This is a genomic window from Paenibacillus sp. GM2 (genome assembly GCF_900069005.2).
GTDB lineage: Bacteria > Bacillota > Bacilli > Paenibacillales > Paenibacillaceae > Fontibacillus.
On record NZ_LN831279.1, the window covers coordinates 628,042 to 649,241 of the forward strand.

The following is a 21,200-nucleotide window of genomic DNA, read 5'->3' on the forward strand; positions in this document are numbered from 1 at the left end:
ACCAAGTAAAATACTGTGTGGGGGTTTGCGATGAGGAAAAAGTTGTTGATTTGAGTAACAATAGCGCTGGTTATAATCACGGTTATCGGAGTATATCGTTACAAGTACAATTTGGAAAGGAAAGCAATGGTAGGGACGGCCACGAAAATAAGCCAATAATACATAAAGAAACATTTTGATAGTGAGTTTATATTAAGAGATTATGATCTAATTCATCCTTCTATAAATAGAACATTATTTCTTGATGGATATATTAAGGGACACGAAGATATCACAATCTCTGTAACATATGATTATGAAAAAAAAGAAGTACGAGATGTTTGGGGACCAAAGTGGTTCATAGAGAGTGAAATAAAGTGAATAATGGGATGAGGAGATTTTTTTGAAAAGGGATGCAAATGAAAAAAATATTGATTTTACTAGGGATATTTCTTGTTGTTATATTCATCGTCAACGGTGCATTTCGCTACAAGTACAATCTAGAAAGGAAAGCAATAATTGAGGCGGGCACGAAAATTAGTCAAGAACACATAAAAGAACATTTTGATAGTGACTTTATAATAACAGACTATGATATTATCGATTCCTCAATAAGCAGTACAATGTATCTTGATGGTTATATTAAGGGGCATAAAGATGTAAAGATTAGCGTGAAATACGATTATAAAAATAAAGAAGTACGTGGTGTTGGAGGTCCTAAGTGGTTTCTTAATAGTGAAAAGAAGGATATACCATAACCAGTATGGTTTCGATGAAAAAAATCTGAGTACCAAGTAAAATACTGTGTGGGGGTTTATGTGCGGAAAAAGCTATTAATATGGATAACGATATTTGTAGTTGTATTTATGATAATCGAAGTATATCGCTTTAAATACAATCTAGAAAGGAAAGCAATAATTGAGCCGGGCACGAAAATTAGTCAAGAAAAGAATACATAAAAGAACATTTTGATAGTGACTTTGTTATAACAGACTATGATATTATTCAATAGATAATACAATGTATCCTTATGGTTATAAAAAGGAACATGAAGATGAAAAAATCACTGTTTGGTATAATTATGAAGAAAAAAGGTGGATGATATTAGCGGTCCAAAGTGGTTTATTAACAGACGTAACCCATCCATTGATTCAACAACAGGTCTGTAAGGATATATCGTAATCAATTAGGAGCGCATGGGTGTTCAAATAGTTGATTGAGGGCAAAATACATAACTTATAAATTAAAAAACATGACGTACAAACGGGATACCAATTTGCACGTCATGTTTTGTTTTATTTCGGGTTTATTCTCTAGTGCTAGCTTATTTTCTTCGTGTACAAAATGCCGATGGTCTTTGCACCGCAGTGGCTTGAGATGACGCAGCCGGCCTTGGAGATGGCGACTTCCCTGGCGCCGGTCTTTTCTTGCAGAATGCTCTTCAATTGGTCGGCATCTTCATCCGCCAGCGAATGGGTGACGAAGATCAGATCATTGTCCATATCCTCGATGCAGGCAAGCGCATTGTCCAGCATTTGATGAAGAGCCTTCTCACGGCTGCCGCGCACTTTGTAGGCGGGGGTCATTTTCCCATCGATCACTTTGATGACCGGACGGATCTTGAGCAGGCTGCCGACTAGATTCTGCATGCCGGAGCAGCGTCCGCCTTTGTAGAGATAGTCGAGGGAATCGATCACGAATTCCGTCTCTACCTGCGGTCGGGTTCTGTGCAGGAGGTCCATGATCTCTTCGATGTTCTGGCCTGCTTCGGCTGCTCGATATGCCTTCATCACCTGCAGACCAATGCCGGTAGACAGGTTCAGTGAATCAAATACACGAACTCGTCCCTCGGGGAACTCAGCTGCCGCGATCAATGCGTTCTGATACGTAGAAGAGAGCTCAGACGACAAGCTGATATAGAGGATATCCTTGCCTTCGTTGATGGCTGGCGTGAAGGCCTGAATGAAGTCAGCGGGTGAAGGCGCAGCCGTCTTTGGCAGCTTCTTCGTCTCGCTTACCTTCTGATATAACATGGGGGTATCCAGGTCAACGCCGTCTTTATAGGTCTGCTGATCAAAGATGACATACAGGGGAATAATTCCAATGTCATATTTCCCAATCCAATCGGATGGCAGGTCACATGTGCTGTCAGCGAATATTTTGAGAGTTCCCATTGTGTAGTCCTCCTTATATGGTTTAAGTTAGTCCTTAAGCTGTCTTCTCTATCAGGCCTCAGACTTCTTAGTATACATGATTGCTACCGTATGTGGGCCACAATGACTCGAAATAACGCATCCTGCCTGGGAGATCGCTACTTCGCGCGCGCCGGTCTTCTCTTTTAATACGGACGCCAAATAAAGGGCTTCTTCCTCTGCAAGCGTGTGTACAACAATAATTACATCATTATCCATTGCGTCAAGATTTGCAAGTGCGTTATCCAGCATTTTTTGAACGGCTTTATCTTTCTTGCCGCGTACTTTGTAAGCGGGGATAATCGAGCCGTCAACAACCTTAAGGATCGGCCGGATTTTCAGCAAGCTGCCGATGAAGTTCTGCATGCCGGAGCAGCGTCCGCCTTTATACAAATACTCCAGCGTATCGATAACAAATTCGGTGTCTACCAGTTGCCGGGTGTGCTCTAACATCGCGGTAATTTCCGCTGCGGTCTTCCCTTGCTCAGCCGCTTTGACGGCCTTCATGACAAGCAAACCAATTCCGCTGCACAGATTCAGGGAGTCGACAACATGTACCCGCCCTGGCGGGAGTTCGTCCGCCGCGATCAGGGCATTTTGATAGGTTGCAGACAATTTGGACGACAAGCTGAGATAGACGATCGTGTCGCCGCGCTCGATATGCGGACTGAAAGCGTGGATGAAATCGGTGGGCGATGGCGCTGTAGTCTTCGGCAGAGAGCCGCTTTCTTCCACCTTGCGATAAAGCTCCTCCGGAGTAATATCAATCCCATCCCGATAAATCTCATCACCAAATACAACGTAGAGAGGTATAATTCCTATTTCATATTTTGTAATCCAATCTGCCGGCAGATCGGAGGTGCTGTCTGCGAATATTTTTATCTGTGACATATGCATCTCCTTTAAAATAGTTGTGAATAGTCCCTAGCTTCTTCCTCAAACCTTCCCCGGTGCAGAAAAGCGGGGGGTGAGCGGTACTATTTCTGAATACGTATTATTATAGAAGCAACGTTTCTTATAGATTAGCAAACAATAATATGAAAATCACCGGCAGTATAGGAATTGCCGAGAAAATCGTACCTAATATTGCGAACACTTTCTTGCGATTCTTCATGCTGATGCCGACAATGCCCAGGATAAGGGAGGTCAGATTCAAGAGCATAGTAATCAAGAGCAGCAATACTCCGGCAATTGCGCTGCCTTGCTGTATGAAATACTCCTCGAACAGCTCTTCCGGGCCTTCCAGAACATTGGCGGCTGCGACAGTTACAAGCACTGTAGCGAAAAGATAGCCCATAATAGCTACCAGGCTTATGATGAAGGAAGCGATACCGGGGCCCGAATGCTTGATGATTTGGGAAGGTTGGCCGCCTTGGGCGGGGCCGGGGTAGGAAGGATATGTATTATAATTCCTCTGGTCAAAGTTTTCCATTTAAATAAGTCTCCTTTAGGCCATAATGATTACTCTGTTTAATTTTTCATATCTTTGCCAAAAAATCAATGACTATTTCAATTGTGTGTACTACTAGAATGAATCCAGCCATTGGGTTAAGATGAATGAAGGAAGATTGAGCTATATAGGAGGCGTTAGCATGCAACGCAAATATGCCGGGATCGGCGCTATAATTATGCTGTTATCTGTGGCACTGGGAGCGTTTGGCGCTCATGTGCTTAAATCGATCATCGGAGAGGAATCGCTGGGTACCTTTGAGACGGGAGTTCATTATCAGATGATTCACGGAATCGGAATGATCCTTGCATCCATAGCGGCTGCCTTTGGCGGCAATGCGAACAAATGGCGCTGGGCGAGCATCTTGTTCCTGATCGGTACCATTCTGTTCTCCGGAAGCTTATACCTGCTTGCCCTTACGGGCTGGAAATGGTTCGGCCCGATTACACCACTGGGTGGTGTATCCTTTATCGCCGGCTGGCTGATGTTCATTCTGGCCGCATGGGATAAGACGCAGCAGAACAGCAGTAAGTAATGAAAGCGGGCGAGTCTATGATGGAATAGATCGTCCGCTTTTTTAGCATGCCTTATTCAAAAGTAACCCTATCGAACTGTCTCTAGGAGGAGTTATTACTCGTTAAGATCGATAATTTCGCTGAGATGGAAGGAGTAGACTTGTTTCTCGTCTACGTGGTAGACCGTCAATGTATAGGTATCCGTCAGGAAGTTCAAGATCCGGCAAGGGATGCTGACGCGCTTCCCGTTACGGTTGACTAATAGACGAACGAGAGAATTATCGGCGATGTATTTTTGAACCCAATTTTCGAAATCCTGGCTCTTGGCCATGCTTTCAAAGTTGTTCTCCTGCAGGTCTTCCGGTTGTTCCTTAGGAGCAGCGGGTGTTTTTGCTGTTTTGGTTACCGAGGGAATCGGGTTCGAAGCACCTTCATTGATTCTTTTATAGGATTTGGTAATAAGCGACTGCTTCTTATTGGCCAGCATGGAGCTGATGATGGAACCAAGTTCAATTCCAGAGTTGATCCGGTAATCGATAATATCATTATTGCTGTTCAATAGCTGCAGCAGTTTTTGCAGTGCTTTTGCATTTGTCTCTTCTTTGACCAGAATTTCTACATTAAATAGAAAACCTAGTCCTTCTTGATCGGTTGTACTTGTCTTGTTCATAATTCCCCCAGAAGCTTTGTCATGATATGTGGTAAAATAATGGTTTTATAGTGTAACTCTAATACACTTGACTATCATAGCACTGCTTCAATGGGAAGCATAGTCCTAAAATCTTATAAACATATAGGAATTCACCTATAAACACATGAAATTCTTACGATTATTCATAAAAATAATTCTGTAGACCTAGATCATAGGGCTGATTTTTAGTATTATAACCTTCGATTTACTCATTTGTCCTGATCATTGCAGAGAATCTTTGCGGCTCGCGTTGATTCGGCTTGCAAAGTAGGGTAGAATGAAATGAGAATCAGTGAGAATCACCAATAATAATTCTAATTAAATAATTATTAGAATTATTTTATGTTATAATGGCTTTACAAAAAAGAGAACGAGAAGATGGAGGGTATGATAAATAATGACACATTTCGTTGTTGAAGGTCTGAAAGCGACCATTGAAGGGAAGGAAATTCTCAAGGGAATCGACCTTGAAATAAAGGGTGGAGAAATCCATGCTATCATGGGTCCGAACGGTACAGGTAAAAGTACGCTCGCTTCCGCATTGATGGGGCATCCTAAATATGAAGTAACCGATGGCGCAGTAAGCCTGAATGGTGAAGACGTATTGGAAATGGCCGTGGACGAGCGTGCTCGCGCAGGCCTGTTCCTAGCGATGCAATATCCAAGCGAAATCGCTGGAGTAACGAACTCTGACTTCATGCGCAGCGCAATCAACGCACGCCGTGAAGAAGGCAATGAAATCTCACTGATCAAATTCATTCGTCAAATGGAGGGCAAAATGAAGGAGCTGGAGATGGATCCTGAATTCGCTCACCGTTATTTAAATGAAGGATTCTCCGGCGGGGAGAAAAAACGGAACGAAATTTTGCAAATGATGATGATTGAGCCGAAGCTTGTCATTTTGGACGAGATCGACTCTGGTCTGGATATCGACGCATTGCGCATCGTTGCTAACGGTGTGAACAGCATGCGTGATGAAGATCGCGGATTCCTGATCATTACACACTATCAACGTCTGCTTAACTATATTAAACCGGATGTCGTTCACGTAATGATGCAAGGTAGAATCGTGAAATCCGGCGGCCCTGAGCTGGCAGAACGTCTGGAACGCGACGGATACGATTGGGTTAAAGAAGAACTTGGAATTACGGATGAATCTGTCGGTCAAGAAGCCTAAGACGGAAGGAGGGAACTGAAATGACGACACAAATCGTTCTTCCGGTGGAACTTGATGCAGTAAGACAAACATCCGTTAATAATGGGGAACCGGCCTGGTTGACGGAAAGTCGTGTAAATGGAGTGAAGCTTGCTCAAGAGCTTGAACTGCCTAAATTGGAAAAGACAAAAATCGAACGCTGGGATATTAGCAATTTCGGCCAACAACGTGAAGGTTATGCAGCATCGGCACAACAGCTGCCTGAAAGTGTAGCTTCTCTCGTTGATCTGAAAGAGCATAGTAATCTGATCGTTCAGGTGAACAGCAGAACGCAATTTGCACAGTTGTCCCCTGAGCTTGCCGCCAAGGGCGTTATTTTTACAGACCTGGAGACTGCCGTTCGCGAGCATGGCGATCTCGTACAGAAATATTTGCATCAGGCTGTTAAGAGTGATGAAAACCGCTTGACGGCTCTGCATTCCGCATTGTGGAATGGCGGTGTGTTCTTATATGTGCCGCGTAATGTGGAAATCGAAGTTCCATTGCAAAGCATTTTCGTCCAAGAGGATGATAAGACGACTTTCGCGCCGCATATTTTGATCGTAGCTGAGGCGAATAGCCGTGTTGCTTATGTAGACAACTACTTCTCCGGACAATTTGACAAGACGGTTGTTCATAGCGGAGTGGCGGAAGTGTTCGTTCAAGCAGGAGCGAAGGTACAGTTCGCAACGGTTCATAATCTGGGTACAAGTACCACTGACTTGAGCTATCGTCGTTCCATCGTCGACAATGACGGTTCGATCGAATGGATCATTGGCGAGATGAACTTCGGCGATGCGATGAGTGAGACGCTGTCGATTCTAAAAGGCAACGGCTCTCTCTCCGATATGAAGGTAATCGCGGTTGGTTCGGGTTCGCAGAAGCTGAATTATACGACGAAGGCAGTCCATTTCGGCAAGAGCTCTGAGAGTCAAATGATTACCCGGGCTGTTATGCGTGAACAATCTACAGCGATCATTAACGGGATTACGAAAATCGAGAAGGGGGCAACCAAAGCAAACGGCGAGCAGACAGAGAAGGTTCTTATGCTTAGTCCGAAGGCGCGCGGGGATGCTAACCCAATTCTGTTGATCGATGAGGACGATGTGAAAGCCGGTCACGCGGCTTCGGTTGGCCAAGTCAATCAAGAGCAAATCTACTATCTTATGTCCCGTGGTATTTCCCGCGAGCAGGCTGAACGCTTGGTTATTTACGGTTTCCTTGCTCCGGTCGTTACGGAGATTCCTATGGAACAATTGCAGCAGCAATTGCAAGGATTGGTTGAAAGGAAGTTAGGTCAATGAATGCAGAGCTGATCCGGGAACAATTTCCTATTCTGCATCAGGAGATCAATGGACATCCGCTCGTATACCTTGACAGTGCGGCTACTTCCCAGAAGCCGCGCGCTGTGCTCGATGCCTTGAAGCATTACTATGAGTGGGAAAATTCCAACGTGCATCGCGGGGTTCATACACTTGGCAGCCGGGCAACGGATGCTTATGAAGGGGCGAGAGAGAAGGTGGCGCGCTTTATCGGCGCTGCGCGGACCCAGGAGATTATTTTCACCCGGGGGACGACGACTTCGCTGAATATGGTGGCCTCTGCTTACGGACCTGCCGTGCTCCAAGAGGGGGATGAAATTGTCATTACCCCAATGGAGCATCATAGCAACCTGATTCCTTGGCAGCAGCTGGCCATACGGACGGGTGCCACTTTAAAATATATCCCGCTTCAGCCTGACGGCAATATCGCTCTGGAGGATGCGGAGAAGACGATTACCGATCGGACGAAGATCGTCTCGGTCGCCCATGTCTCCAATGTGCTTGGTGTAGTTAATCCGGTCAAAGAGCTGGCTGAGATTGCCCACCGTCATGGAGCCGTAATGGTGATTGACGGTGCACAGAGCACGCCTCATATGAAGGTGAATGTGCAAGAGCTGGATTGTGATTTTTACGCTTTTTCTGGCCATAAAATGTGCGCACCAACCGGAATTGGGGTACTATATGGTAAGAAGCATTTGCTGGAGTCTATGGAGCCGATCGAATTCGGCGGCGAGATGATCGATGATGTTGGTCTCTACGAATCGACATGGAAGGAGCTTCCGTGGAAATTTGAAGGCGGGACACCGATTATCGCCGGAGCGATTGGACTGGGCGCTGCGATTGATTTTCTGCAGGAGATCGGTATGGATGCGATTCACCAGCATGAGACGAAGCTGGCGAAGTACGCTACTGCCAAGCTTTCTGAAATTGAAGGACTGACCCTTTACGGACCGCGCGAACGCGAGGTAGGATTGTTGACCTTCAATCTGCAGGATATTCATCCGCATGATGTGGCTACTGTTCTGGATGCGTCCGGAGTAGCTATACGTGCCGGTCATCACTGCTGCCAGCCGTTGATGCGCTGGCTTAAGGCCAGTGCGACAGCTAGAGCCAGCCTCTATCTGTACAACACGGAGCAGGACATTGACCGTCTGGCTGAAGCTTTAGTCCAGACAAAGGAGTATTTTGGATAATGCAACTTGACGATTTATACCGCCGCGTAATTATGGATCATTATAAAAACCCGCGCAACCGTGGGAAATTTGATGACGATTCCCTGACTGTTGATCTGAACAACCCAACTTGCGGGGATCGTATTTCTCTCCAGCTGAAGCTGGAGGATGGCGTTGTGAAGGACGCTCGCTTTACCGGAGAGGGCTGCTCGATTAGCATGTCCTCAGCATCGATGATGACAGAAGCCGTGAAGGGCAGGACCTATGCGGAAGCGATGGATTTGGCTAGCCGATTCTCTTCCTTGATGCAGGGAGAACCTGTTGATTTTGACGAATATGAAGAGCTTGAGGCTCTATCCGGGGTGAACAAATTCCCTGCTCGGATCAAATGCGCGACACTGGCCTGGAACGCACTCAAAAAAGGGATTCACGAAGAAGAATAAATTTAAAAGTAAGCAAATAATGAAACTTTAAGGAGGTAATGCAGCCATGGCTAAGAAAGCGCCTGAAATGGAAGAGTATAAATATGGCTTTCGTGATGAGCACAAGTCGATTTTTCAATCGGGTAAAGGTTTGACTCGAGAGATTGTCACGGAAATTTCCCGTATGAAGAATGAACCGGAATGGATGCTTAACTTCCGTCTGAAATCACTGGAGCAGTTCGAGAAGATGCCGCTGCCGCGCTGGGGCGGAAATCTGGACGATCTTGACTTTAACGATATTCAATACTATGTCAAACCATCTGAGAAGCAAGGCAAGACATGGGATGAAGTTCCTGATGAGATCAAGGAGACCTTTGATAAGCTCGGCATTCCGGAAGCGGAGCAGAAGTTCCTGGCCGGGGTATCGGCTCAATATGAATCCGAGGTAGTATATCACAGCATGCAGAAGGATCTGGAGGACCAAGGCGTCATCTTTATGGATACCGACTCTGCGCTTAGAGAGCACCCAGAGATCTTCCGCGAACATTTCGGTACGATTATTCCTCCGGCAGACAACAAGTTTGCCGCTCTGAACAGTGCGGTATGGTCTGGCGGCAGCTTCATCTATGTGCCGAAGGGCGTGAAGTGTGAGGTTCCACTGCAGGCTTACTTCCGTATTAACTCGGAAAATATGGGTCAGTTCGAACGTACCTTGATCATCGCTGACGAAGACAGCTTCGTTCACTATGTAGAGGGATGTACGGCTCCGATCTACAGCACGAACTCGCTGCACAGTGCGGTCGTGGAGATTATCTGTAAGAAGAACGCCCGTGTTCGTTACACCACAATTCAGAACTGGGCACCGAACATTTACAACCTTGTTACGAAGCGTGCCGTTGCCGAAGAAAATGCGACAATGGAGTGGGTAGATGGCAACATCGGCTCTAAGCTGACGATGAAATATCCCGCCGTTATTCTGAAGGGCCGTGGTGCCAAAGGCAGCGTATTGTCGATCGCTGTTGCCGGTAAAGGCCAGCTTCAGGATGCGGGTGCGAAGATGATTCACCTTGCACCGGATACGACTTCGACAATCATATCGAAGTCGATCAGCAAACATGGCGGTAAGGTAACATATCGCGGTCTTGCTTCATTCGGACGTCAAGCCGATGGCGCGAAGTCCAACATCAAGTGCGATACGCTTATTCTTGATAATGAGTCGACTTCGGATACTATTCCATACAATGAGATCATGAACGATAACATTGTTCTGGAGCATGAAGCGACTGTATCGAAGGTGTCGGAGGAGCAGCTCTTCTATCTAATGAGCCGTGGTCTGACGGAAGAGGAAGCAACGCAAATGATCATCATGGGCTTCATTGAGCCGTTCACGAAAGAACTGCCGATGGAGTATGCAGTTGAGATGAACAGATTGATTAAGTTCGAGATGGAAGGCTCTATCGGTTAAGAGCTGTTTCATCGCAAAAAAGGCAGTCCCGAGTCACGCTCAGTGACCTGGGGCTACTTTTTTGTTTTAAGGGTGATATCCATATTTTTGGACTGATAAATCACTCTTCTCCAGATTTAACCAATAACATTAAAGAAGCCCACTAACCGATAAGGTCTATGGGCTTCTAACTTAAAATTGTATTTAAGTTATTACATATAAATTTCAGTGATCGTAAGCTCGCGCTCCTTGGACAAATCGATAAAGCGCGACTCCGTACGGATTAGCGGGCGGAAGAAATCCGCTGGGTTCGTCATGATAATTGCCCCGACTTCACCGGAACTGAGCAGTACCCTCTTACCAATAAAATTCGGCAGCAGATGGTTAATCAACACCTGGGTGGGCTCCGGGCTTAATTTGCCGAAGCTCATATCATTCAATTCTTTGAGAACGCTGAACAGCTCCTGCTTGGATTGATAGATACGGTTAGAGGTCATTGCCGTGTAGACGTCTGCTACGGCAGTGATCTTGGCGTATGGGTGGATCTCCTTATCGGTCAACCTGTGGGGGTAACCGCTTCCATCTTCACGCTCATGATGCTGCAAAGCGACGAGGGCCGATAGCTCGTCCCCGGTGGAATTCAGAATAATCTCATACCCGTATTGCGTGTGTCGCTTGATCTCCTCAAATTCCTCAGGCGTCAGCTTCCCGGGTTTGAATAAGATTTCCTCAGGTATTTTACACTTTCCGATATCGATCAAGTAACCGGCTTTGCCCACTTTATAGGCGTCTTCCTTTGAATATCCCAACCAGGAAGCGATATAATAGGATAGCATTCCAACCTGCAAAGAATGATTATATGTATAATTATCATTATTGCCCAGCAGCAGAAGCAGAGATACGACATCTTTCTGGTCATCAAGCTGTTCAACCATAGGCTCAAGCAGTTGGTCTACTTGGGAATTGTCGAAATTGCCGGTGGCCAGCGCTTCCAGGAATATTGCTTCAAATCCGTCAATCGCTTCGTTAAACACAGGCTGAATTTTCTGGATGAACTGCGGAGTAACTGAGGCGGTCGGAACGACGACATCCATGGTATGAGGGATGATATCGATATAATCGATCCCATGCTGCATCAACTTAACGATGGCCTCGCTGGACAGCTCCTTTTCTTTCTGTAGAACCAGTACGCCAAAATGATTGAATACGTCGGTTTGAAGCTTGTCTCCGGGATTAAGATCCATAATATGTACCTTCAAGAAAGATGACACCTCAATATTGTGCTTTTTTTCTAATCATATCAGGAAATATATGGGTTGACAACGGTATCATAGTTCTTTATTGCTATTTATTAGATGCAGATTATGACCGGGGCAGGAGGGCGTGAGGAGAACTATAGTCGTTATCTCTTCTGTAAAAATAGCTCACAGGAAGGATAAAAGGTTGATGCTTAAGCATCAACCTCCAGATACAGGCGGAATCAAAGCGATCTCATCCGTCTCCCGGATCGGGCAATCCGCTGTTGCGTATTCCTGATTGACGGCAATCATTGCCGCGGATATGAGCGGAGCAGCATCGGGATAAGCATCACTTAGCAGCTTTTTCAGACGCTCGGCAGTAAGGCCGGATTCACTGCAGTTTAAAGAGATCCTGGACGTACCGAGTCGCTCGGCCAGTCCGGCAAAGAGAGAAATAGATATTATCATGTCTAAGCACCTCGGATTTTGTGTTTAAATCCCTATAATATATCATATATAAGAAGACAGTGGGCGTTTTCAAGGTATATAATTAGATTTATCTTCATTTTTAAATGGTCAATGGAATAAAAAACAACAAGGGGGCTTTCATGTGCCGGATAAGGACGAAGTTACATTAACGATCGCATATACGAATGACTTGCACAGCCATTTCGGCGCCATGGGCAGAATCGCCGCGATGATCGATGATCTGCGGTCGGAGCCAAATAGTGAAATGCTGCTCCTTGATATAGGCGACCATATGGATCGAGCCGCACCAGAGACGGAAGGTACAATGGGGCAGGCGAATGTCGATATTCTGAATTTGACGGGATACGATGCGATTACCATCGGGAATAACGAGGGGTTGACCTTTACCCCGGAACTTCTGACAGAGACGTATGCAAGGTTGCGTTGTCCCGTAATTTGCAACAATATTGTTGAACAAAGAACCGGTCAGCCTCCAGGATGGATGAGAAGGCATCATATTGTGCAGCGGGGCCCGTTCACAATCGGGTTGATTGGTGCGACGGCGGCATTTTCCAACTTCTACAGCTTGCTGGGCTGGGATGCTCTTGACCCGTTAGAGACGATCCAATATGATGTAGAACAGCTGCGTCCGCGAGTGGATCTGATTATTGTCATGTCCCATTTGGGGATATTGCTCGACCGACAACTGGCGGAGACGATTCCGGACATTGACCTCATCATCGGCGGTCATACCCATCATTTGCTGGAGGAACCCTTGATTATTGGGAAGACAGCGATCACAGCTGCGGGCAAATTCGGCAATTATGTTGGGCTAATAAAATACCGCAAGAATCCGCTGAGCGGTCTACCGGAGATTTACGATGGCAAGGTGCTTCAAGTTGAGCCAGGGGTCGAAAGTGAAGGGGTCCTGAGCTCCATTGACATTTATCGCAAAAAAGCCAAGGCACGTCTGGACCGGACGGTCACAACGACGGATCGGAAGCTGTTGATCTCATACCACAGTGAGTCTTCATTCGGCAATTTATTGGCCCAGGCAGTCAGGAGGTTTACAAATAGCGAGCTGGCGATTGTCAATAGCGGCCAGTTGTTGAGCGACCTTCCCGCTGGTGATATCAGTGAAGGCATGCTGCATGAACGCTGCCCCTCTCCGATTAATCCTTGTACCATGATCTTAAAAGGTGAGGACATTCTATATACCCTAGAGCAATCATTGCTTCCCGAGATGATGGATAAGACCATATTCGGCTATGGATTTCGCGGCAAGGTGCTGGGCGGAATTTGCCTGGACGGGATGGAAGTTGAGTATGATCCGTATGCCGCGCCCTATCGGCGAGTGACTAAGGCGAGTGTCGCCGGGATTCCTCTGAACCCTAGTGCGACTTATAAGGTTGGTACTCTGGATATGTTTACATTTGGAGTAGGCTATGAACAACTGCAGCATGGAAGTGAGCAGAAATTTATGCTTCCTTTATTTATACGTGATCTGCTCAGGCTGGAATTACAGACGGCAGGAGCTGTAGACAGCTGCTTCTTCGCCAGATGGAAGCAAGTTTAAATGATTTATAACGAGACGGAAGTGGTTTAGTTGCGGTTAATAGCTATAAATTCTCTACAACCAGGAATGAAGCTGGGTAAAAAGATTTATAATGAGGACGGGATTGTTCTCTTATCGGAAAATGCAGAAATAAATGATGCTATCATTCGCCGCTTGCGTCACCACGGCCTCGATTATATCTATATTGCTGATCATCGTACGGATGATATTCAGATCAGCGAGATGATCGAAGAAACTACGCGCCGCCGCGCTCTGAATGAATTAAGGGTCAACTTCAAGAAGCTGATGGAGCCGGCGATAAAAGGGATGGTCTATCCCTATCTGGGCAAGACTTTCTCCGGCCTGGTCGAATCCATCGTTGATGATCTCAGTTCTCGGGAAGATGCGATGATCATGATGATGAATATCGATAGTATGGATCATTACCTGTACCGCCATTCTTTGAATGTATGCATTTATACTTTGCTGCTGGGTCAGGTCCACGGCTATAGCAAAGAGGATCTGACACTGCTCGGACTTGGAGCCATGCTGCATGATATCGGCAAGACGAAGGTGCCGCGGGATATACTGAATAAGCCCTCACAATTGACGGACGATGAATTCGCACAGATTAAGCAGCATACCGAGATCGGGTTCAAGCTGTTGAAGGATGAGCCAGGGATTCCTCTCAAGGCAGCGCACTGTGCTTATCAACATCATGAACGGATTAACGGCGAAGGTTATCCGCGGGGCTTGAAGGGCGATGAGATTCATGAATTTGCCCGCTGGATCGCAATCACAGATGCGTTTGATGCGATGACAACGCATCGGGTATACCGTCCGGCGATGCTGCCGCATCAGGCGCTGGAGGTGCTCTATGCAGGCTGTGGAGAATGGTATGAGAAGTCGAAGCTGGAGCTGTTCAGAGATCATATGGCTATCTATCCGGCGGGGATGACCGTCGATCTAAGCACTGGCGAACGAGGCGTTGTTGCCAAGATTCACAAGGCGATTCCGCACAGACCGGTAGTCAGAGTATTGACCGATTCCAACGGAGCTGATCTGAAGGTCCCGTACGATATCGATCTGTCAAATCGTCTATCCGTCGTTATTACCGGAGTAGATGGTGCAAAAGAAGCTATAAAATAAATAAGGTGAGTATAATATGAAAATAATGAGTATGAACCATGAAGCAATCCGGCAAGTCAGTCCGAGTTATGATCCGTGGGACCCGATTCTGTCGCTTAAGCAGCATGGTCGGCATGTGCTGACCAGCGTGGAGATGACGGTAACCAATCTGTGCAATATGCGTTGTGAGCATTGTGCAGTAGGCGATAGCCTTGTGATGAAGGAGCCGGAGCATATTCCACTCGAAATGATGTTAAATGCGCTGGATGAGGTCGAGAACCTGCAGACGATCAGTATCACAGGCGGGGAGCCTACATTTCGGAAGCAGACGGTCGACGAGCTGATTGTTCCACTATTGAAATACGCAAGATCACGGGGGATTCGTTCTCAGATTAATTCCAATCTGACGCTTGATTATGAGCGTTATGAGAAGCTGCTGCCTTACCTGGATGTCATGCATATCTCGTTCAATTACACAAGCGAGCAGGACTTCCATGAGGTGGGCTTCGCCCGCAGCGGACATCCGGTTAAATCTGAGGTTGCTTACAGAATGTATGACAAGATGGTGGAGAACACCCGCCGCTTGAGTGAGGAAGGAATGTTCATCTCTGCAGAATCGATGATCAATTACCGAACTTATGAGAAACTGCCGGAGATACATCGCTTGATTCTGGAAATGGGCTGTAAACGCCACGAGGTCCACCCGATGTACGCGGCTGACTTTGCGGAGGGACTGCCTATGCTGTCGTTGGATCAGATGCGCGGGGCCATCCATTCCTTGCTTGATGCTCGGGATCCTGGTCTGTGGATGCTGTTCGGTACGCTTCCTTTCTTCGCCTGCAATCCAAGCACGGAGGATGCCAAGCTGCTGAGTCGTTTGCGCGGGGAGCCGAATGTGACGGTGCGCAATGACCCGGACGGACGCAATCGGGTGAACGTGAACATGTTCACGGGCGACGTATTCGTTACCGACTTCGCAGCGATTCCGGCCTTCGGCAATTTACGCGACGGGCGTCTGGATGATATTTTTGAGAAGTGGCTTATGGAGCATCCGCTCAATCAGAAGGTGAACTGCCACTGCCCTGCTGTTAATTGCTGTGGTCCAAATCTGCTGGTTGCCGATATGTATTATAGGGATATCGACTTCAAATCGCGTAAAGCTATTATGCTATAAGAGGTGCGAAAACTCCGCTACTCGTACTATAATATTTAACAATACGACATTATTCGTAATCACAGAAAAGAGGCGTTCATCTTGCACACCGATTTTGAAGTTGGCAAGATTATTTCTAATCTACTTATAGTCTTAATCCTGGTGTTCTTTAACGGGTTCTTCGTTGCCGCGGAGTTCTCGCTCGTTAAGGTGCGCCAATCACGGCTGACCCAGCTTGCCAGCGAAGGGAATCGAAGAGCGTCCTACGCGCTTCGAGTCAATAAGAAATTGGATGCCTACTTATCGGCTACCCAGTTGGGAATTACGCTTGCCTCGCTTGGTCTTGGCTGGGTTGGCGAGCCGGCTGTATCAGACCTTATCGTCATGCCTATTATGTATAAGCTTGGAATTACGGACCCGGCACTGATCTCTACGATCTCTGTGGCTGTCGGGTTCGCGATAATTACGTTCCTGCACATTGTAGTTGGGGAATTGGCTCCCAAATCGCTGGCCATTCAGAAGTCAGAGGCAACTTCCCTCTGGCTGTCAGCTCCATTGCTGTTTTTCTATAAGCTGTTCTTGCCCGTCATTTGGCTGCTCAATGCATCGGCGAACGGAATGCTGCGTTTAATCGGCATTCAGCCGGCGAATGAGGCTGAAGCGGCGCATTCTGAGGAAGAGATCCGGATCTTGATGAATCAGAGCGCTAAGAGCGGCGTGATCGACAAAGATGAAATGAAGCTGATGGACAATATTTTTGACTTCTCAGATATGCTGGCGCGGGAGGTGATGCTGCCGCGGACAGATATGGATTGCTTGTTCACCAATCTATCCTGGGAAGAGAATATGAAGATTATCACTGATACGAAGCATTCGCGTTATCCGGTAGCTGTGGAGGATAAAGACCAGATCATCGGCTTTGTACATATTACCGATCTGCTGCTGCCGGAGCCGGATGGACCGAAGGAGCTCGCGGATATGGTGCGTCCGATTCTAAACGTACCGGAATCGATGGAAGTTAGCCATGTGCTGCGGCTGATGCAGAAGCGGCATTCCCAGCTTGCGATTGTGGTGGATGAATACGGTGGCACAGCCGGTATTCTGACAGTGGAAGAGATTCTGGAGGAGATCGTCGGCGATCTTCATGATGAGTTCGAGGATGAGCGTCCGGAAATTGAAAAGCTGCAAGACGGTGTATACTCGGTAGACGGCCGTCTGTTGATCGAAGAGGTGAATGATCTGATCGGAAGTGAACTGGTGGACGATGAGGTCGATTCAATCGGCGGCTGGCTATTCAAGGAGCTGGAAGGGATTCCGGCCAAGGGCAAGAAGAAGCAGGAGGACAACATTATTTTCGAGGTTGCTGAAGCAAGCCGCCTGCGGATTACCCGGGTGAAGATTATTAAATTGCAAGAGCCTGAACAACCTGATGATCCGTGCGAGGAAGCATAAGGTTTCGGGACAGAAAAATTGTGGAGCTATCAGACTTAGACGAATTAATGATTCCTGCGAATAAGGTTAAGCAAATAATAAGACCGTCAGGTCATCCTATACTTGAGAATTTGGAGTAAGGTGTGATGCTGATGGTTTTTTTTATTTTCCAAATATATAGGTGGTTAGTTTGGAAATAGTTGGTATAATGAGGAAGATTCGGATTAAGGGGACACGTTACAGCCAAGTGAAGACAGAAGTCCGAAAGGCGGAAGTATGAAGTATAGGGTTGCTTGGTACGGATTATTACTTTCAGTAGTTCTGAACATGGTGCTTGCTGCCTTGCTTTGGCATAGCGGAAGGCAGGAGGCATCGGCGCTAACGACGAACCTGTATCTTATGGATGGCGAAGGCGAGAATTGGACGGTCGTCAACTATAAAGTGGTCATAGATCAGGAACGGATTAAACGGGGAGAAGCAAGGCTGCGTTATATCGGAAGCATGGCGAATGACCAATCTGAGTATTTCGGTATAGAAGTCATCGAAGATCACGAGACGGTATATAACACGATTCATACCAGTCAGGGCGGGCCTGTATCCATTTATGAGAATCTGGGCAACTTCGGCTCAATTACGTCACCTTTTGGTGCTGATGATATCAAGCCGGAACGAACAAGCCTCGAGAATACGATTATTCAGATTACTTGGAAGGATAACCAGGGTGAGATCCATTCGGAGCGGATTCCGATGAGCATTACGGATGAGATTGCGATTTAACATAATAGTGGGCTAATCATTGGCTTGACCGCTCTGAATAGGGCGGTTTTTTGCTGTTTATTCACGCTTTTTAGTTCATTATTTGGGCGAATGTCATATGTTAAAGAATGAGGAGATCGTGACTAGATTTGTCCCAAGCCGCAGCGATCTTGAAAAATCAGTATGTAAAGGAGGAAGTGGTTTGAACTTTACTCAGGAGAAGTCATATACCCCTTTCATTGGCCCTTTTGATCCTTGCCCGCCGATATTGGTTAAAACCTTTAGCACTCCACCGCAGTTATATATGCGCTTCCAGCCGCCCAATCTGCCGCAGTTCAGTCCGCAGGAAGCATTAAGACATGGTACGCTATGGCCCGCATTATACAGCCCCTATGAATCCCGATGGGGGAAAGGAAGGCAGACGAATGAATGAAGTAACTAAGCCGCATTGCGATCAAGAGTATTACGACATGCTGGAGAAGCTGCAGGCACTGGATTTCACGCTCGTCGAGCTGAACCTTTATCTGGATACGCATCCGGGGGACTTGGCCGCGCTCCAGCAATTTAACCAACTTGCCCTGGAGAGACGGCATCTGGCAGAGCACTTTCAGCAGTTATACGGTCCGTTGCAAAATTTCGGTCATTCTTTCTCGAGATATCCGTGGGAATGGGTTAATGTCCCGTGGCCATGGCAGGTTTAGGCCTGCCTTGATTCTTTATGGAGAGCCTTCATAAACACGGTCTTAATTAAGATTAAGATCTCCTACCTAAGGCCGTTATAGGATGAATGAATGCACTCCTTAGATATTAGACTTCAGGCAACCCCATCGTTTTTGCAAAATGCATAACGGGCATAAGCTTCAGTGCTGAGAAGTGGTCTGTATGAAAATGAGCAGAAGGAGGTAAGGCGGAGAAAATGTGGGTATACGAGAAGAAGCTGCAATACCCGGTTCGCGTAGGCAAATGCGATATTGGAATGGCGAAGCTGCTGCTGGAGCAGTATGGCGGTGCCGATGGGGAGCTCGCGGCTGCGCTGCGTTATATGAACCAGAGGTATACGATTCCGGATAAAGTGATTGGATTACTTACTGACATTTCTACGGAGGAATTTGCCCACCTCGAGATGATTGCCACCATGGTGTTTAAGCTCACGAAGGATGCGACTGTAGAGGAGTTGCGAGCTTGCGGGCTAGCGCCTCATTATGTTGCCCATGATAGCGCGCTTTTCTATGAGAATGCTTCAGGCGTACCATTCACGGCCGCCTACATTCAGGCGAAGGGCGATCCCATCGCTGATTTGTATGAGGATATTGCCGCGGAGGAGAAGGCCCGGGCTACATACCAGTGGCTGATTGACATGACCGATGACGTGGATCTGCAAGACAGCCTGAAATTCCTGCGCGAGCGCGAGATCGTCCACTCCTTGCGCTTCCGCGAGGCAGTAGAGATCTTGAAGGCTGAGCAGGGAAAGAAGAAGGTGTTCTAGTGAGGCGGTTTAAAGGGCATTCCAATGCGGGGTGTCCTTTTTTGTTGGGAAATGGGGTTAGGAAGCTGACAATGAATTAAATTATTGTTGTTGAAGGCTAGCAACAAATGATCCCAAAAAACTACAGAAAGGCAGAGCTTCCTGAGAGGAGGGGTGTCTTTTTTACGTTAATATATATGAAAAGGGGTTGCAGCCATGAAGTTGCAAGCTTTCAGGACAAGCACCGTTGGAAGGAATCGGATTACATGACTATGAAATGGAGGTATAATTAATCTTGTGGTCACCTAGGTCTTTAGGTGGAGGGACGTCGAGAATAAATAACGTTATCGGAAATATTTGTAAATCTCATAGAAATCATCAGATAATCGGAGGAAAGTAAAAATGATTCAATCAATAGTGCATATTGCTCTTGTTGTTAAGGATTATGATGAGGCGATAGATTTTTATACAAAGAAGCTGCATTTTGAATTGATTGAGGATACGTATCAGCCTGAACAAGATAAGAGATGGGTGGTCATTTCCCCTCCTGGATCAGTTGGTACAACTATATTACTGGCAAGAGCATCGAAACCGGAACAGGAATCATTTATAGGCAATCAATCAGGGGGGAGGGTTTTCTTATTTCTGAATACAGATGATTTTTGGACAGATTATAACGACATGCTCTCTAAAGGAATAGAATTTGTAAGAGAACCCAAAGAGCAACCATATGGGTTAGTTGCAGTATTTAAAGATCTTTATGGGAACCTATGGGATTTATTGCAGTTGAACGAACATCATCCTATTATGAATCGTATGAATTAATATATAAATTCAAGCTTATGTAAGCAAATGTAGAGAAGGCAAGACTTCCGAAAACATTTTAATGTATTAATGGATTATTCCCTTTGAATAGGGGCGAAGAAAGGACAATACTTACATGGAAGAGGTATCAAATTTAGAAAAGTTGGAATCAATAAAATCTTTGCAATCGACCATTGGCAAGCTTGAGAATGCCTTATCGCAAATGACTGGTAATGGTGCAAATACTACTCTGGTAAAGAAAAGACTTAAAGCTGTTAACATCGGTCTAGCTGCGCTGGAAAACGTTTGGAATCAAATTCCCCGTCACTTTACTCAGGAAGATTTGATAGAAGCTCGCGATGTTATTACTGGTTTATTTCCATCAATCAAAAACAGTTACGCTAAATCAAAGACGGGTAGTCCTCAAAGTACACTATTGAAAAGAAGAATGAAAGCGTTGGAACTGTCTATTCAAGCGATTGATGAACTTTCCATTAAATAACTCGTAATGTAAATATAACGTCATTCCAGTCCTCGGGACTACCGCTTCCCGGTTGCCAGATGTATAATCATGGAAGAAGCTCCGACAACAAATGACCCAGCCCTAAGATAAAAAACTATCTAAGGCTGGGTCGTTTCGTGAGTGCAAGACGTTAGTTAAAACCGCTTTATATTAATTGTATTGAATATTTCAGTAGCATAGAGGGGGGATATAATGCAAGGTCTAGCTATATTGATCTTGGTCATAATTTGTTATACGCCTGTTTTGTATAGGTTAAATTGGTGCCAGAGTTATCCCGGCCGGTTCAACCTATAAGAT

Annotated in this window: 23 protein-coding genes; 17 read left to right on the plus strand and 6 right to left on the minus strand. The window is 46.2% G+C overall.

All coding sequences use genetic code 11. The features are described 5' to 3' along the window. Positions 1-398: 398 nt before the first annotated feature. Positions 399-737 carry a hypothetical protein gene (locus tag BN1360_RS12625; protein WP_229520995.1) on the plus strand — a complete coding sequence of 113 codons (339 nt, stop codon included), beginning with the start codon at positions 399-401 and terminating at the stop codon, positions 735-737. Positions 738-1,298: 561 nt separating this feature from the next. Here the strand turns inward: BN1360_RS12625 and BN1360_RS12630 are convergent. From BN1360_RS12630 to BN1360_RS12640, 3 genes are all read right to left on the minus strand, one after another. Continuing rightward, on the minus strand, positions 1,299-2,153 hold the full coding sequence (locus tag BN1360_RS12630) for a DegV family protein (RefSeq protein ID WP_068780212.1): 855 nt from the start codon (positions 2,151-2,153) through the stop codon (positions 1,299-1,301). A gap of 51 nt (positions 2,154-2,204) precedes the next feature. After that, positions 2,205-3,062, minus strand: a complete 858-nt coding sequence (locus BN1360_RS12635) for a DegV family protein (RefSeq protein ID WP_068780213.1) — start codon at positions 3,060-3,062, stop codon at positions 2,205-2,207. A gap of 124 nt (positions 3,063-3,186) precedes the next feature. Beyond that, on the minus strand, positions 3,187-3,603 hold the full coding sequence (locus tag BN1360_RS12640; protein WP_068780214.1) for a hypothetical protein: 417 nt from the start codon (positions 3,601-3,603) through the stop codon (positions 3,187-3,189). 160 nt (positions 3,604-3,763) lie between these two features. On the opposite strand from BN1360_RS12640, the gene BN1360_RS12645 reads away from it, so the two are divergent. Continuing rightward, positions 3,764-4,156 (plus strand): DUF423 domain-containing protein, encoded by a 393-nt coding sequence (locus BN1360_RS12645; protein ID WP_068780215.1) that lies wholly within the window; start codon positions 3,764-3,766, stop codon positions 4,154-4,156. A gap of 95 nt (positions 4,157-4,251) precedes the next feature. Here the strand turns inward: BN1360_RS12645 and BN1360_RS12650 are convergent, their stop codons facing one another. Next, positions 4,252-4,806 (minus strand): hypothetical protein, encoded by a 555-nt coding sequence (locus tag BN1360_RS12650; protein ID WP_068780216.1) that lies wholly within the window; start codon positions 4,804-4,806, stop codon positions 4,252-4,254. A gap of 418 nt (positions 4,807-5,224) precedes the next feature. On the opposite strand from BN1360_RS12650, the gene sufC reads away from it, so the two are divergent. Genes sufC through sufB form a run of 5 tightly spaced genes read left to right on the plus strand, consistent with a single transcriptional unit; the run spans position 5,225 to position 10,403 of the window. Continuing rightward, the gene (gene sufC, locus BN1360_RS12655) at positions 5,225-6,004 is read left to right on the plus strand and encodes a Fe-S cluster assembly ATPase SufC (protein ID WP_218652948.1); all 780 of its coding nucleotides are present in this window, start codon (positions 5,225-5,227) and stop codon (positions 6,002-6,004) included. 20 nt (positions 6,005-6,024) lie between these two features. Then, entirely contained in the window at positions 6,025-7,326 is a 1,302-nt protein-coding gene (gene sufD / locus BN1360_RS12660; RefSeq protein ID WP_068780218.1) for a Fe-S cluster assembly protein SufD, read from the plus strand. Further along, positions 7,323-8,537 (plus strand): cysteine desulfurase, encoded by a 1,215-nt coding sequence (locus tag BN1360_RS12665; RefSeq protein ID WP_068780219.1) that lies wholly within the window; start codon positions 7,323-7,325, stop codon positions 8,535-8,537. The genes sufD and BN1360_RS12665 overlap by 4 nt, the downstream gene beginning before the upstream one ends. Beyond that, on the plus strand, positions 8,537-8,959 hold the full coding sequence (sufU, locus tag BN1360_RS12670) for a Fe-S cluster assembly sulfur transfer protein SufU (RefSeq protein ID WP_068780220.1): 423 nt from the start codon (positions 8,537-8,539) through the stop codon (positions 8,957-8,959). The genes BN1360_RS12665 and sufU overlap by 1 nt, the downstream gene beginning before the upstream one ends. Before the next feature lie 46 nt (positions 8,960-9,005). After that, positions 9,006-10,403 carry a Fe-S cluster assembly protein SufB gene (gene sufB, locus BN1360_RS12675; RefSeq protein ID WP_068780221.1) on the plus strand — a complete coding sequence of 466 codons (1,398 nt, stop codon included), beginning with the start codon at positions 9,006-9,008 and terminating at the stop codon, positions 10,401-10,403. A 191-nt stretch (positions 10,404-10,594) separates the two neighbouring features. Here the strand turns inward: sufB and BN1360_RS12680 are convergent, their stop codons facing one another. Both BN1360_RS12680 and moaD read right to left on the minus strand, forming a co-directional pair. After that, complete coding sequence (locus tag BN1360_RS12680; RefSeq protein WP_068780222.1) at positions 10,595-11,641, minus strand: HD-GYP domain-containing protein; 1,047 nt, start codon at positions 11,639-11,641, stop codon at positions 10,595-10,597. Positions 11,642-11,839: 198 nt separating this feature from the next. Beyond that, positions 11,840-12,088 (minus strand): molybdopterin converting factor subunit 1, encoded by a 249-nt coding sequence (moaD, locus tag BN1360_RS12685; RefSeq protein WP_068780223.1) that lies wholly within the window; start codon positions 12,086-12,088, stop codon positions 11,840-11,842. 142 nt (positions 12,089-12,230) lie between these two features. Between moaD and BN1360_RS12690 the strand changes: the two genes are divergently transcribed. From BN1360_RS12690 to BN1360_RS12735, 10 genes are all read left to right on the plus strand, one after another. Continuing rightward, positions 12,231-13,664 carry a bifunctional metallophosphatase/5'-nucleotidase gene (locus BN1360_RS12690; RefSeq protein ID WP_068780224.1) on the plus strand — a complete coding sequence of 478 codons (1,434 nt, stop codon included), beginning with the start codon at positions 12,231-12,233 and terminating at the stop codon, positions 13,662-13,664. A 30-nt stretch (positions 13,665-13,694) separates the two neighbouring features. After that, positions 13,695-14,792: an HD-GYP domain-containing protein gene (locus BN1360_RS12695; RefSeq protein ID WP_068780225.1), complete on the plus strand. Its 1,098-nt coding sequence runs from the start codon at positions 13,695-13,697 to the stop codon at positions 14,790-14,792. 16 nt (positions 14,793-14,808) lie between these two features. Beyond that, a complete protein-coding gene (yfkAB, locus tag BN1360_RS12700) occupies positions 14,809-15,945 on the plus strand; it encodes a radical SAM/CxCxxxxC motif protein YfkAB (RefSeq protein WP_148466570.1) in 1,137 nt (378 codons plus the stop codon). 81 nt (positions 15,946-16,026) lie between these two features. Beyond that, positions 16,027-17,376, plus strand: a complete 1,350-nt coding sequence (locus tag BN1360_RS12705) for a hemolysin family protein (protein WP_068780226.1) — start codon at positions 16,027-16,029, stop codon at positions 17,374-17,376. A 255-nt stretch (positions 17,377-17,631) separates the two neighbouring features. Then, positions 17,632-18,132, plus strand: coding sequence for a hypothetical protein (locus BN1360_RS12710; protein WP_068780227.1), 501 nt, complete (start codon positions 17,632-17,634; stop codon positions 18,130-18,132). 181 nt (positions 18,133-18,313) lie between these two features. Continuing rightward, a complete protein-coding gene (locus tag BN1360_RS12715) occupies positions 18,314-18,544 on the plus strand; it encodes a spore coat associated protein CotJA (protein ID WP_229520996.1) in 231 nt (76 codons plus the stop codon). Then, positions 18,537-18,812: a spore coat protein CotJB gene (locus tag BN1360_RS12720; protein ID WP_068780305.1), complete on the plus strand. Its 276-nt coding sequence runs from the start codon at positions 18,537-18,539 to the stop codon at positions 18,810-18,812. The genes BN1360_RS12715 and BN1360_RS12720 overlap by 8 nt, the downstream gene beginning before the upstream one ends. 215 nt (positions 18,813-19,027) lie before the next feature. Next, entirely contained in the window at positions 19,028-19,597 is a 570-nt protein-coding gene (locus BN1360_RS12725) for a manganese catalase family protein (protein ID WP_068780228.1), read from the plus strand. Positions 19,598-19,978: 381 nt separating this feature from the next. Then, positions 19,979-20,401 (plus strand): VOC family protein, encoded by a 423-nt coding sequence (locus BN1360_RS12730; protein ID WP_068780229.1) that lies wholly within the window; start codon positions 19,979-19,981, stop codon positions 20,399-20,401. 115 nt (positions 20,402-20,516) lie between these two features. Continuing rightward, the gene (locus tag BN1360_RS12735; protein WP_068780230.1) at positions 20,517-20,882 is read left to right on the plus strand and encodes a hypothetical protein; all 366 of its coding nucleotides are present in this window, start codon (positions 20,517-20,519) and stop codon (positions 20,880-20,882) included. Positions 20,883-21,200: the final 318 nt, after the last annotated feature.

Excerpts from the sequence above, each read along its gene's own strand:
- BN1360_RS12625 (WP_229520995.1), top strand. The coding sequence starts at position 399 with ATGAAAAAAATATTGATTTTACTAGGGATATTTCTTGTTGTTATATTC.
- BN1360_RS12630 (WP_068780212.1), bottom strand. The coding sequence starts at position 2,153 with ATGGGAACTCTCAAAATATTCGCTGACAGCACATGTGACCTGCCATCC.
- BN1360_RS12635 (WP_068780213.1), bottom strand. The coding sequence starts at position 3,062 with ATGTCACAGATAAAAATATTCGCAGACAGCACCTCCGATCTGCCGGCA.
- BN1360_RS12640 (WP_068780214.1), bottom strand. The coding sequence starts at position 3,603 with ATGGAAAACTTTGACCAGAGGAATTATAATACATATCCTTCCTACCCC.
- BN1360_RS12645 (WP_068780215.1), top strand. The coding sequence starts at position 3,764 with ATGCAACGCAAATATGCCGGGATCGGCGCTATAATTATGCTGTTATCT.
- BN1360_RS12650 (WP_068780216.1), bottom strand. The coding sequence starts at position 4,806 with ATGAACAAGACAAGTACAACCGATCAAGAAGGACTAGGTTTTCTATTT.
- sufC (WP_218652948.1), top strand. The coding sequence starts at position 5,225 with ATGACACATTTCGTTGTTGAAGGTCTGAAAGCGACCATTGAAGGGAAG.
- sufD (WP_068780218.1), top strand. The coding sequence starts at position 6,025 with ATGACGACACAAATCGTTCTTCCGGTGGAACTTGATGCAGTAAGACAA.
- BN1360_RS12665 (WP_068780219.1), top strand. The coding sequence starts at position 7,323 with ATGAATGCAGAGCTGATCCGGGAACAATTTCCTATTCTGCATCAGGAG.
- sufU (WP_068780220.1), top strand. The coding sequence starts at position 8,537 with ATGCAACTTGACGATTTATACCGCCGCGTAATTATGGATCATTATAAA.
- sufB (WP_068780221.1), top strand. The coding sequence starts at position 9,006 with ATGGCTAAGAAAGCGCCTGAAATGGAAGAGTATAAATATGGCTTTCGT.
- moaD (WP_068780223.1), bottom strand. The coding sequence starts at position 12,088 with ATGATAATATCTATTTCTCTCTTTGCCGGACTGGCCGAGCGACTCGGT.
- yfkAB (WP_148466570.1), top strand. The coding sequence starts at position 14,809 with ATGAAAATAATGAGTATGAACCATGAAGCAATCCGGCAAGTCAGTCCG.
- BN1360_RS12710 (WP_068780227.1), top strand. The coding sequence starts at position 17,632 with ATGAAGTATAGGGTTGCTTGGTACGGATTATTACTTTCAGTAGTTCTG.
- BN1360_RS12720 (WP_068780305.1), top strand. The coding sequence starts at position 18,537 with ATGAATGAAGTAACTAAGCCGCATTGCGATCAAGAGTATTACGACATG.
- BN1360_RS12725 (WP_068780228.1), top strand. The coding sequence starts at position 19,028 with ATGTGGGTATACGAGAAGAAGCTGCAATACCCGGTTCGCGTAGGCAAA.
- BN1360_RS12730 (WP_068780229.1), top strand. The coding sequence starts at position 19,979 with ATGATTCAATCAATAGTGCATATTGCTCTTGTTGTTAAGGATTATGAT.
- BN1360_RS12735 (WP_068780230.1), top strand. The coding sequence starts at position 20,517 with ATGGAAGAGGTATCAAATTTAGAAAAGTTGGAATCAATAAAATCTTTG.